The 12,992-nt window shown below is 43.8% G+C and carries 11 protein-coding genes and 1 riboswitch; of the genes, 9 read left to right on the top strand and 2 right to left on the bottom strand.

Annotated features, from left to right (window positions below; translation table 11 throughout):
• The first annotated feature begins 40 nt into the window (after positions 1-40).
• The 7 genes from V514_RS0108770 (at position 41) to V514_RS0108740 (ending at position 4,738) form a co-directional block, all read left to right on the top strand.
• Complete coding sequence (locus tag V514_RS0108770; protein ID WP_029499584.1) at positions 41-397, top strand: arsenate reductase family protein; 357 nt, start codon at positions 41-43, stop codon at positions 395-397.
• 143 nt (positions 398-540) lie between these two features.
• Positions 541-921, top strand: a complete 381-nt coding sequence (gene gcvH / locus V514_RS0108765; RefSeq protein WP_029499583.1) for a glycine cleavage system protein GcvH — start codon at positions 541-543, stop codon at positions 919-921.
• Between the two features lie 254 nt (positions 922-1,175).
• On the top strand, positions 1,176-1,520 hold the full coding sequence (locus tag V514_RS0108760; RefSeq protein ID WP_029499582.1) for a toprim domain-containing protein: 345 nt from the start codon (positions 1,176-1,178) through the stop codon (positions 1,518-1,520).
• A 13-nt stretch (positions 1,521-1,533) separates the two neighbouring features.
• Positions 1,534-1,848 (top strand): thioredoxin family protein, encoded by a 315-nt coding sequence (locus V514_RS0108755; protein WP_029499581.1) that lies wholly within the window; start codon positions 1,534-1,536, stop codon positions 1,846-1,848.
• Positions 1,849-1,903: 55 nt separating this feature from the next.
• Positions 1,904-2,008, top strand: a riboswitch (SAM riboswitch).
• Between the two features lie 151 nt (positions 2,009-2,159).
• The gene (locus tag V514_RS0108750; RefSeq protein ID WP_029499580.1) at positions 2,160-3,185 is read left to right on the top strand and encodes a methionine ABC transporter ATP-binding protein; all 1,026 of its coding nucleotides are present in this window, start codon (positions 2,160-2,162) and stop codon (positions 3,183-3,185) included.
• The gene (locus V514_RS0108745) at positions 3,175-3,843 is read left to right on the top strand and encodes a methionine ABC transporter permease (RefSeq protein ID WP_029499579.1); all 669 of its coding nucleotides are present in this window, start codon (positions 3,175-3,177) and stop codon (positions 3,841-3,843) included. The genes V514_RS0108750 and V514_RS0108745 overlap by 11 nt, the downstream gene beginning before the upstream one ends.
• Positions 3,844-3,889: 46 nt before the next feature.
• Positions 3,890-4,738, top strand: a complete 849-nt coding sequence (locus V514_RS0108740) for a MetQ/NlpA family ABC transporter substrate-binding protein (RefSeq protein WP_029499578.1) — start codon at positions 3,890-3,892, stop codon at positions 4,736-4,738.
• Positions 4,739-4,854: 116 nt separating this feature from the next.
• On the opposite strand, the gene V514_RS0108735 is transcribed toward V514_RS0108740, so the two are convergent.
• Positions 4,855-5,616: an SDR family NAD(P)-dependent oxidoreductase gene (locus V514_RS0108735; RefSeq protein WP_029499577.1), complete on the bottom strand. Its 762-nt coding sequence runs from the start codon at positions 5,614-5,616 to the stop codon at positions 4,855-4,857.
• 167 nt (positions 5,617-5,783) lie between these two features.
• Positions 5,784-6,686: a LysR family transcriptional regulator gene (locus V514_RS0108730; RefSeq protein ID WP_029499576.1), complete on the bottom strand. Its 903-nt coding sequence runs from the start codon at positions 6,684-6,686 to the stop codon at positions 5,784-5,786.
• 107 nt (positions 6,687-6,793) lie between these two features.
• Between V514_RS0108730 and gltB the strand changes: the two genes are divergently transcribed.
• Entirely contained in the window at positions 6,794-11,305 is a 4,512-nt protein-coding gene (gene gltB / locus V514_RS0108725; RefSeq protein ID WP_029499575.1) for a glutamate synthase large subunit, read from the top strand.
• A gap of 16 nt (positions 11,306-11,321) precedes the next feature.
• Positions 11,322-12,806, top strand: coding sequence for a glutamate synthase subunit beta (locus V514_RS0108720; RefSeq protein ID WP_029499574.1), 1,485 nt, complete (start codon positions 11,322-11,324; stop codon positions 12,804-12,806).
• Positions 12,807-12,992: the final 186 nt, after the last annotated feature.

The following is a 12,992-nucleotide window of genomic DNA, read 5'->3' as shown; positions in this document are numbered from 1 at the left end:
CTATACAATAGAGGAAATGAGAAGGAGGCATGCATACAAAATGACGATTCAGTTTTATCATTATCCAAAATGTACAACGTGCAAAAAAGCATCAAAATGGTTAAAAGATGAGGGCATTGAATTTACGGCACATGACATTACGACCGATACACCATCACAAGATGAGCTGCGCAAGTTTTATGAGTTAAGTGGACTGCCGCTAAAGAAATTTTTCAACACGTCTGGCATGAAATATCGCGAACTAGGGCTGAAAGATAAGCTTGCACATATGTCAGAAGACGAACAATTATCACTTTTAGCGTCAGATGGTATGTTAATTAAACGTCCTCTCACAACGGACGGTAAAAAAGTAACTTTAGGCTTTAAAGAGCAAGAATTTACAGAAGCGTTTAAATAGTGTCCATTACGGGCGTTCATCAAACGCTTGAAATGCTGTTATATCAAGACGTATGACCTTTAGAAAGTTCGGAATTACCCTTGTCAACACGCGGAAAACGTGACACAATAAAGATGAAATTACATAAACGGAGGGAATAAACAATGAGCGTTCCAACAAACTTACGTTACACAGAAGATCACGAATGGGTTAAATTAGAAGATGGTAAAGCAGTAATCGGTATTACTGAATTTGCACAATCAGAACTTGGTGATATCGTATTCGTAGAACTACCAGCAGTAGGCGACGACATCGGCGCTGGCGAATCATTCGGTAGTGTTGAATCTGTAAAAACAGTTTCTGAATTATATTTACCAATCGCTGGTAAAATCTTAGAAGTAAACGAAAACTTAGAAGATTCTCCAGAACTAGTAAACGAATCTCCATACGAACAAGCGTGGATGGTTGTTGTTGAACCTGCAAATGAAGCAGACGTTGAAGGTTTATTAACTGCAGATCAATACAAAGAAGCAATCGCTGAATAATTGCTATTAATGCAAGAGGCTGGGACATACGTGTAACAACATCCTCTCAGATGAGCATAAGAAAAACCGGAATCGCGCTGTGGCGCGGTTCCTTTTTTTTTTTGCGAACGCTAAAAAAGGAACAGGAACTGTTTTGTCAAAGCCTCTTTTTTAATTGTTTGAGTTGTTTTAAGTTTGGGCATTTTTGTAGGCGAGTGCGTCTAAACATGGTATAACTAAAGTACAAGACGGGTAAGCTTGCGGAGGTGGCAGAAATGGTTACTGATAAAGTGTTAATCGTTGAAGGACGGCAAGATAAACTGCGTATTTTGCCAGTGTTAAACGAAGCGGTCGAAATTATTTGTACGAATGGTACGATTAGTGAAGCTCGCTTAGAAGAACTGCTTGCACCTTATGAGGACAGCGAAATGTATGTGTTTTTTGATGCCGATCATTCCGGTGAGAAAGCGCGAAAGCTCGTACAGCATTACTTCCCTCATGCAGCGCATTTGTATACGTTACGAATGTATAAGCAAGTTGAACATACGCCACGAAATTATTTAGCTGCAGTGCTAGCGGACGCTGATTTTCAAGTGAATCCCGCCTATTTAATACGATAAGGAATGACAGTAAATGAACGAATGGTCTCGTGAACAATGGCAACAAGAAATGGCAACGCATGACGTGACCGCTTTTTATTTGTATACGCCGATGTGCGGTACGTGTGCGGTCGCATCTAAAATGATGGACGTGACAGAAAAGGTCCTCCCACAAATTCCAATGGGGAAGGCCAATTTAAATTATATCGAACAACTTGCATATGATTATGAAATTGAAAGCGTGCCATGTTTGCTTATTTCTGAACATGGTAAAGTACGCGAAAAAGTGTATGCTTTTCAATCCGTACCAAATTTGTATGAAAAAATTTTAAATAAGTCATTGACGTAAAAATAACAGAGTGTTAAAGTAGGAAGCAACAATAAAACAAAAACTTATGTCGTTACTCTTATTTAGAGAGGTGGAGGGAAGTGCCCTATGAAGCCCGGCAACCGTCGCAATTTGTGATATGGTGCCAAATCACGCAAAGTCTTACTTTGGGAGATGAGAGAACGGTTTGACACGATATGTTAAACCCTTCTGTTACTCTTTAGCAGAAGGGTTTTCTTTTTTTGTTAAAGAAATCCAATAGTAAACATCGTGAATTGTTGGCATATAAATAATCAGAGATTTCGAAAGTTTTAGAATAAGGTGGAGTGACAGTGATACAGTTAGAAAATGTTTCAAAACAATATAAAACAGCAAACGGCTCTCTAACTGCTGTCGATAATGTGAATTTAACAATCCAAGATCGTGAAATCTTTGGCATTATCGGATACAGTGGCGCCGGGAAAAGTACGATGATTCGCTTACTGAACGGTTTAGAACAACCAACATCAGGCGACGTCATTGTGAATGATGTCAATATTTCAAAAGCACGCGGCAATGCGCTACGCAATGCGCGTCACAATATTAGTATGGTGTTCCAACACTTCAATCTATTATGGTCACGTACAGTGGCAGAAAACATCGCCTTTCCACTAGAAATCGCTGGTGTGAAAAAGGCGGCCCGCGCTAAACGTGTCAAAGAATTAATTGCACTCGTTGGCTTAGAAGGTCGCGATGATGCCTATCCATCGCAATTGTCTGGTGGTCAAAAGCAGCGTGTCGGCATTGCCCGTGCACTCGCAAATAACCCGACTGTATTGCTTTGTGATGAAGCAACATCAGCGCTTGACCCCGAAACGACCGATGCGATTTTAGACTTACTAGTGAGCATTAACGACAAACTAGGCTTAACAATCGTCTTGATTACACATGAGATGCACGTTATTCGAAAAATTTGTCATCGCGTAGCGGTTATGGAAAAAGGGCAAGTCGTCGAACAAGGTGATGTGCTTGAAGTATTCCAAAATCCACAAGCGCCGATTACAAAACGTTTTGTGACACAGGTGACATCATCAGGTCAGAAAGAATCGGTGGCGCAAATGCTCGAAGATTACCGCGACGGCGAATTAATTAAATTATTTTTCGTCGGCGACCAAACCGAGCAACCGGTCATTACTGAAATTATTCGTACATTTACGGTAGACGTCAACATCGTCCACGGGAATATTTCACCGACAAAAAGTGGCCCGTACGGCACATTAATCGTTCAGTTAACCGGCGCAGATGCCGATGTCGCCGCTGCGATTCATTATTTAGAAAACAAAGGAATTAAATCGGAGGTGATTCGTGATGCTAACTGATTTATTTCCAAACGTTGAGTGGGACCGCCTTTGGGAGGCGACACTGCAAACACTCTATATGACGGCTGTGTCAACGGTCATCACGTTTATTTTAGGACTCGCATTAGGGATTATCTTATTTTTAACAAGCCCGTATCAACTATGGGCAAATAAATTAGCGAACTGGATTACCGGCGCATTCGTCAACGTCTTCCGTTCGATTCCATTTATCATTTTAGTCATTTTATTAATTCCGTTTACAACATTTTTATTCGACTCGATTTTAGGAGCGAATGCGGCATTACCAGCGTTAATTATCGGCGCTGCACCATTTTATGCACGCATGGTGTTAATCGCCTTACGTGAAATTGACAAAGGCGTCATTGAAGCATCGCGCTCAATGGGAGCTAAAACATCAACGATTATTTTTAAAGTGTTGATTCCAGAATCATTACCGGCACTTGTGTCAGGTATTACGGTAACAGCAGTAGCGCTTGTAGGATACACCGCGATGGCCGGTATTATCGGTGCTGGTGGACTAGGGGACTTGGCGTTTGTCGACGGTTTCCAACGTGGACGTACCGATGTAACATTTGTCGCAACCATTTGCGTGTTAGTGATCGTCTTTATTATCCAATTTATCGGCGACTTCTTCACAGCAAAATTTGATAAAAGATAACGCGAAAGCGTATCAAATATATAGAGGGAAAAGGGGATTTATTATTATGAAAGCTTCAAAAAAATTAGTAGCAAGTTTATTAACAGCATCATTAGCACTTAGCCTAGCAGCATGTGGCTCAGACGACAAAGAAAAATCAGGCGGCGATGCAAATGACACAACGCTAAAAATCATGGCTTCGAACACACCACACCAAGAAATCTTGAAAAAAGCAGAACCAATTCTTGAAAAAGAAGGCGTGGACCTTGAAATCGAAACAGCGCAAGATTATGTTATTCCAAACAAAGCATTAGCTTCAGGTGATATCGATGCGAACTATTTCCAACACATTCCATACCTTGAACAACAAATGAAAGACAACAAAGATTATGATTTCGTCAATGCGGGTGGTATCCACATCGAGCCAATCGCAATCTACTCGAAACAATACAAATCATTAGAAGATTTACCAAAAGGCGCAAAAATCGTTATCTCAAAATCAGTAGCGGACCAAGGTCGTATTTTAACGCTTCTTGAAGCAAATGGCTTAATCAAATTAAAAGACGGCGTTGATAAAACAACAGCTGAAATTAAAGATATCGCTGAAAATCCAAAAGACTTAAAAATCGATCCAGCGGTAAATCCAGAAATGCTCGTACAAACGTACAACAATTCAAAAGATGTAGATGCCGTTGTCATCAACTCAAACTTCGCCATTGATGCAGGCTTAAATCCGAAAAAAGATTCAATTGCGATTGAAGATGATGAGTCACCATACGTAAACGTTATCGCAGTGCGTAAAGACGATAAAGACAGCGAAGCGATTAAAAAATTAGTGGACGTATTACATTCTGAAGAAATCCAACAATTCATTACAGATGAATGGGGCGGTTCTGTCGTTCCTGTAAGTAAATAGAGGCTTTGACAACACATTTCATTAGTTCGCAACGAAAAACCGGAACCGCGCTACCGCGCGATTCCGGTTTTTTTATGCTCATCTGAGAGGGTGTTGTTACACGCCTGTCTCAGCCTCTAATAAGCGCTCCAACCAGCGTCTGCAGCTAATGCTACACCGTTGATTAAATCTGACTCGTCTGATGCTAAGAACAGCGCGATGTTTGCGACATCATCAACTGTACCTGCACGTGACATTAAGTTTGTCCCACGAATGGCTGCTTCCATACCGAATTTATCGACATTGGCCATATTCGCCGCGAAGCCTGTTTGGATTTGTCCTGGAGCGATGGCGTTACAACGCACGCCTTGTGCACCGTATTGTGACGCTACGTTCTTTGTCATGCCGACAATCGCATGTTTAGCCGCTGTATAGCCTAAGCCGCCACGACCGCCAAATAACCCTGAAATCGAAGCCATATTGACGATTGTTCCTTTACCGCGCTCTGTGAAGTGAGGCAGAACTTTACGAATGCCGCGCATAACGCCTGTTACGTTAATGTCAAAGACGCGTTGCCATACGTCATCAGTTACGTTGCCTGCTGCTTGCATATTATCGCTCACACCGGCATTGTTTACTAAAATATCGAGCTGACCAAAGTGTGCAATCGAATCATCAATCATGCGTTGCACATCTTCTTCTACTGCTACGTTCACTTTGACGCCGAATGCTTCATGTCCTGCAGCTTGTAATTCTTTCACAGTGTCTGTTAACGCGGCTTCGTTAAAATCAGCGATAACGATTTTGGCACCTTCGCCTGCAAAACGTTTCGCGATTTCCTTGCCAATCCCTGCACCACTACCTGTAATAAGTGCGACTTTATTATTTAAACGATTCATTTATAAAACCCCTTTCAAAATGCTTGCGTACAGTAGTATAACGCAAAATATTTTAAAATTAAACTAAAACGATTTGGGGTTTCTTCTATTATATAGTATTTAGTGGAAACGCTTTCTTTTTTAGGTTATGAAAAATCCTTCTGAAGCGCTTATCAGAAGGATTTGCATTAACGGAATTGTGTCAGACGCGAGAAAAAATGACCAACGAATTCTAAGAAAATTTCTTCCGATGGTGCGAGTTCACGCGTGCTTGGGAAGATGACACCGACGTTGCGTGTGAATGGTGGCTCGATGAGTGATAGGCGCACGGTGCGTCGCGGCGTGGCGTCATAAAATGCTGACTCTGGCAGTAGCGTAATACCAATGCCCGCTGCAACAAGCCCTTTTAACGCATCCATGTCCTCTCCCTCTGATGTAATATTTGGCGTAAAGCCAACCGACTTACACGCATCTACAACAACTTTATTTAAAATGAAATCCTCTGGGAACAATACGAAGTTTTCGTTGCGTAAGTCACCAAGCTGAATTTCTTTCTTTTCGGCTAGACGGTGGTTTTCTGGAACGAGTGCGGAAATATTTTCGGTAAATAAAATTTTTGTATCGATCAATTCATCTTTTTGTGGCACAGGTCCAAGGAATGCTAAGTTGAGCTCGCGATTTTTAACGGCGTTAATTAAAAAGCGATAAGACCCTTGGCGCAAGTGGAATGACACATTCGGATGTTCTTTTTTAAATGCTGAGATGACAGTAGGTAGCAAAAAGCTTGCTAGGCTCGTCGGGAACCCGATTTTAATCGTGCCTTTCTCAGGATCTAAATATTCATCGACTTGTTTTTTTGCAAAATCAATCGCTTTTAACGCGACGACGGCATGTTCTAAAAACACATGTCCGATTGGTGTTAATTTGACGTTGCGGCCGATGCGTTCAAACAATTCAGCACCTAATTCAGATTCCAAATTGGCGATTTGTCTACTGACAGCAGATTGTGCAACATGTAAATTTTCAGCAGCTTCTGAGATATGTTCACGTTCAGCAACTGCGACGAAATAGCGTAGTTGTCGTAATTCCAAGGCATGTCAACTCCAATTCATCTATTTTTTAGATTGATTCTATATAAAGTATATATTGTTTGCATTGATTTGTGAATTTAAAATAGATTCACAAGGGAGGGATTTTTATGACGTTTCAAAATATTCAGAAAGAACAAGGGCTTTATCATCCAAATTTCGAGCATGATGCATGTGGCATTGGCTTTTATGCGAGCTTAAAAAATGAACCGACACATGACATCGTCGTGCAAGGTTTAGCGATGCTTTGCCGCCTAGACCACCGAGCAGGACGTGGCAGCGACGGTAAAACAGGTGATGGTGCTGGGCTAATGGTGCAGATTCCAGATGCGTTTTTCCGTCAGGTGACAACATGGGCGCTACCACCGAAAGGCGAATACGCTGTAGGTCAGTTGTTTTTCACAACAGATGACGCTCAGCGACGACGAATTGAAGAAAAATTCAACGCGGTCATTGCAGAGGAGGGTCAAACGCTGATTGGTTGGCGTACTGCTCCGACAAATACCGAGTCGTTAAGTGAAACGGCAAAGCAAACAGCGCCGGTTGTTCGCCAACTATTCATTGCTAGTAGTTTGTCAGAAAATTCCCTCGCATTTGAACGAAAACTGTATGTCATTCGCAAGCGTGTAGAAAATTGGGCGAAAGCGCAACATCTCACGTTTTATTGTCCAAGTTTATCAACGCAAACGATGGTATTCAAAGGTTTATTAGCACCTGAGGAAGTGGCACAGTTTTATGTGGACTTACAACATGAGCAGTTTACGTCCGCGATGGCACTTGTGCATTCACGTTATTCTACGAATACATTCCCGTCGTGGGAACGCGCTCATCCGAACCGCTACATTATTCATAACGGCGAAATCAACACCGTACTTGGCAATGCCAATTGGATGAAAGCACGCGAACGACAATTGGTTTCGGAAGCGTTTGGCGATGACCTTGAAAAGGTACTCCCAATTATCAATGCGGAAGGCTCTGACTCAGCGATGGTCGATAATGCGTTTGAGTTTTTCGTATTAGCAGGTCGCTCATTAGCAGAAACAGCGATGATGATGATTCCGGAACCGTGGACAGAAAATCCGCATATTTCAGCTGAGAAAAAGGCGTTCTACCAATACAATAGCACATTAATCGAACCTTGGGACGGTCCAACATCAATCGCGTTCACAAACGGTCAACAAATTGGGGCGATTTTAGACCGCAACGGCTTACGCCCAGCGCGTTATTATGTAACAAAAGACGATTATATTATCTATTCTTCAGAAGTCGGGGTCATTGACGTAGCTGAAGAACAGGTGGCGTATAAAGAACGATTAAGCCCAGGGAAGATGCTTTTAATCGATTTAGAACAACGTGAAATTATTGCCGATGATGTCTTGAAAAAAGACATGGCAGCAGCGAAACCATATCAACAATGGTTAGACGAGCATTTAATGAAGCTCGAACAGCAACGAGAAAAGTCAGAAAATATCGATGATTTATTGCTTCATCAAAAGATTTTTGGTTACACATATGAAGATGTCCATAAATATATCGTGCCGCTTGTAACAGGTAAAACAGACCCATTAGGTTCGATGGGCAATGATACGCCACTTGCGGTTTTATCGGATAAGCCGCAATCTTTATTTCATTATTTTAAACAACTATTTGCGCAAGTAACCAACCCGCCGATTGACTCGATTCGTGAGCATTTAGTGACGTCGACAATGACGCTACTTGGAAAGGAAGGCAATATCCTGCATCCAACAGCAAAAAATTGCGAACGGATTTTTTTAGAAACACCCATTTTAACAAATGGTCAATTTGCGCAGCTAAAACAGCATGACCACAAGCAATCTGCTGTTATTGAGTTAACGATGACGCATGATGTGGCGAGCGATTTAGCGCGCATTGCAGCGGAAGCAGACGTGGCACTTCGCCGTGGTGTCGAACTGCTTATTTTATCGGACCGCAATGTCACAATCGACAAGCCGATGTTGCCGATTTTACTTGCTGCAAGTAGCCTTCATCAGCATCTTGTGCGCACCGGCGAACGCACACAAGCGAGCATTATCGTAGAAGCGGCGGAAGTACGCGAAGTGCATCATCATGCCGCATTAATCGGCTATGGTGTCGATGCCATTAACCCATATTTAGTGTTTGCGACGATTGATAAAGCCATTCGCGATGAGCATTTGGATATGAGTTATGAACAGGCGCTTGCACGCTACGTTTATGCGGCAAGTCAAGGCGTCGTGAAAGTGATGTCGAAAATGGGCATCTCAACAATCCAAAGTTATCGCGGCGCGCAAATTTTTGAAGCAGTCGGCATTTCACAAGACGTCATCGACAAGCATTTCACCGGTACAGCAAGTCAGCTTGGCGGTATCGATCTTCAAACCATTGGTGAAGAGGCACGTCGCCGTCATGAACAAGCAGTTGAGTCGGGTGACAAGGGCTTACCACCGGGCAGTGACTATCAATGGCGAGCAAATGGTGAGCATCATGCGTTTAATCCAAAAACGATTCATACGTTGCAGTGGGCAACGCGTAAAAATGACTTTGGCTTGTTCCATCAATATACAGAAATGGCCAATGAGGAGCGCTTAGGCTTCCTGCGCAATTTATTAACGTTTAAACCAACCGAAAGTATTCCATTAGAAGAAGTCGAGTCCGCTGCATCGATTGTGAAACGTTTTAAAACAGGCGCGATGTCATTTGGCTCGATTTCACAGGAAGCACATGAGGCGCTCGCAATCGCGATGAACCGCATTGGTGGTAAATCGAATTCTGGTGAAGGTGGCGAAGATGCGGCACGCTTTGAGCCCGATGCAAACGGGGACTTACGCCGCTCACAAATTAAACAAATCGCTTCTGGACGCTTCGGTGTCAAATCGCATTATTTAGTGAATGCCAATGAGCTTCAAATCAAAATGGCGCAAGGTGCAAAGCCGGGCGAGGGCGGTCAGCTTCCGGGGAATAAAGTGTATCCGTGGGTCGCGGCGGTGCGTGGCTCAACAACGGGTGTTGGCTTAATTTCACCACCGCCGCATCATGATATTTATTCAATTGAAGATATGGCAGAGCTCATTTATGACCTTAAAAATGCAAACCGTCATGCGCGCATTTCCGTAAAACTTGTCGCCAAAGCGGGCGTTGGGACCATTGCTGCTGGTGTCGCAAAAGGGGCGGCTGATGTCATCGTCATTAGTGGCTATGATGGTGGTACAGGGGCCTCGCCAAAAACGAGTATTAAACATACCGGACTACCGTGGGAGCTTGGTTTAGCAGAAGCACATCAAACGCTCATGCTTAACAACTTACGTGACCGCGTAACGCTTGAGACAGACGGTAAACTGATGACCGGGAAAGACGTCATAATGGCGGCGTTATTTGGCGCTGAGGAATTTGGTTTTGCGACGGCGCCATTAATCGTGTTAGGTTGCGTGATGATGCGTGCCTGTCATTTAGATACGTGTCCTGTTGGTGTTGCAACACAAAATCCAGAACTTCGCGCAAAATTTATCGGCTCGCCAGATCATGTCGTGAACTTTATGCTATTCATTGCCGAAGAAGTACGCGAATATATGGCGAAACTCGGCTTCCGTACATTTGAAGACATGGTCGGTCGTACGGATTTACTTACAGTGAGTGACCGTGCCAACACGCATTGGAAAGCAAGTCAGCTAGATTTATCGAAACTGCTCTATCAAGTAGATGGACCACGTACGAAGCAAGGAGCGCAACAACATAAACTAGAACAGACACTCGATTTACGCGAAATTTTACCGCGTGTTGATTTTGCGATTAAACATGCGTCGCCGATTTCGCTGACGTTCCCGATTAACAATACCGACCGCGCAGTAGGAACGATTGTCGGCAGCGAAATTTCAATGCAGTACGGCGCGGTTGGTTTACCGGAAGATACGATTAAACTGCATTTTACCGGTTCTGCAGGACAAAGTTTTGGCGCCTTTATTCCAAACGGGATGTTGATGTCAGTCGACGGTGATGCCAATGATTACTTCGGTAAAGGGTTATCAGGAGGGAAGGTACTTGTTTCGGCACCGATTAAAGGGCGCGACGAGGCGAATGTCATTGCTGGGAACGTTTGTTTATACGGTGCGACAAGTGGCGAGGCGTTTATTAATGGGCGCGCCGGCGAGCGGTTTGCGGTGCGCAATAGTGGCGCTGACGTTGTTGTTGAAGGCATTGGTGACCATGGGCTTGAATATATGACCGGCGGCAATGTCGTGATTTTAGGGGACGTCGGTAAAAACTTTGGTGCGGGTATGTCTGGTGGTGTCGCCTACGTTCGTCCGACAAATATCGAGGCGTTCAAAGCGGCGTGTAATTTAGAAATGATTGAGTTTACGACACAATTTACACAGCAAGATATGGAATTGTTAAAAGCATTACTCGAAAAACATATTCATTATACGGATAGCTCAAAAGCGAAAGCAATCTTACGTGATTTTGCGACCGCGATGGATGGCTTTATTAAAGTCGTACCAACCGATTATAAACAGATGCTTGCGCAGATTGCCTCGTTTGAACAGCAAGGGTTATCGGAGCAAGAAGCGGCGATGAAAGCATTTGCAGTCGTGACAGCACCGAACGATCGAGCCGTGACAAAATCTTAAAGGAGCGTGACTTAGAATGGGAAAACCAACAGGATTTATGGAATATGATCGCAAGAAAGTAACGGAAAAGGCACCGCTAGCACGCGTTAAAAACTTTGAAGAATATACGGCGCGTTTATCGGATGCCGATTTAACAACACAAGGGGCACGCTGCATGGATTGCGGTACACCGTTTTGCCATATGGGGATTGAGATTCGTGGCTTTGCGGCGGGCTGTCCGATTCAAAATGTTATCCCGGAATGGAATGACCTCGTTTATCATGGGCAGTGGCAGGAAGCATTAGAGCGCTTAATGATGACGAATAACTTCCCAGAATTTACAGGTCGCGTCTGCCCAGCACCATGTGAAGGCTCTTGTACGCTTGGCATTAATGAGCCAGCCGTTGCCATTAAAAGCATTGAGCAGTCGATTATTGATAAAGGCTTTGAAATGGGCTGGGTGCAACCGCGCATTCCACAGCAGCGCACAACGAAAAAAATCGCCATCATCGGCTCAGGTCCAGCTGGTTTAGCAGCAGCCGATGAATTGAATCAATGTGGGCATCATGTGACGGTTTTTGAGCGCGATGATCGTGCAGGGGGCCTGTTGATGTATGGCATTCCAAATATGAAGCTCGATAAAAAAATCGTTGAGCGCCGCATTCACTTACTGCAAGCGGAAGGCATCCATTTTGAGCTAAATACCGCCGTTGGAATAGATATTACAGCAGACGAATTAAAAGCGCAATACGATGCCGTTGTGCTGGCAACAGGCGCCACGAAAGCACGTGAACTACGGATGCCGGGGAGCGAGGCGCAAGGTGTCATTCCAGCGATGACCTATTTACATGGCGTGACGAAAAGCTTATTAGACTCAAACTTTGAAGACGAGCGCGCGCTGAATATGAAAGGGAAAAATGTCCTCGTCATCGGTGGCGGTGATACAGGTGCTGACTGCGTGGCAACAGCTGTGCGCCAAGGTTGTCAATCGGTGCATCAATTTGGGAAGCACCCAGCACTCCCTGTGAAACGTCAACAACAGCAACCGTGGCCAGCAGACCCACAACTATATAAACTGGATTATGCGTATGCTGAAGCGGACGCCAAATTTGGCGGCGACCCGCGCGAATATTGCATTCAAACGAAAAAAATCGTCGCTGATGAACAAGGGCGCGTCAAAGAGCTGCATACGGTTCAAATGAATAAAATTGTTAATGATGAAGGTTATGCCTATTTTGAAGAAATTCCTGGCACTGAAAAAGTATGGCCGGCTGATTATGTCTTTGTGGCGATTGGTTTTGAAGGTACCGAATCGGCACTTGCACAACAATTTGGCGTGAACGTCTTAAACAATCGTTTGTACGCATCAGGTCGTGATTATGCGACAACCGTCGAAGGTGTCTTTGCGGCAGGTGATGCGCGCCGCGGTCCATCGCTCATTGTATGGGCGATTAAAGAAGGGCGCGAAGTTGCCGCACAAGTAGCGAAATATTTAACGGAAACACAGGCGTTAGCACAATAACTACGATAGGAAGGCTCGTAAACATCGCTTACGAGCCTTTTTTTATGACACAAGAAATGTCATTCAAAACGTGATATAATGCGGTTTATCATCATTTTAATAGTGAAAACCAACGATCTTTATTGAAATCAATTCTCAATTAGAAAGCGCTTATTGAAAATGAGAAAATTTTAAAAGAAATGCACT

Source organism: Kurthia huakuii LAM0618 (assembly GCF_000505545.1).
In the GTDB taxonomy this organism is placed as follows: domain Bacteria; phylum Bacillota; class Bacilli; order Bacillales_A; family Planococcaceae; genus Kurthia; species Kurthia huakuii.
The sequence above is the reverse complement of the archived record's forward strand: the minus strand, read 5'-3'. Positions and strand labels throughout refer to the sequence as shown.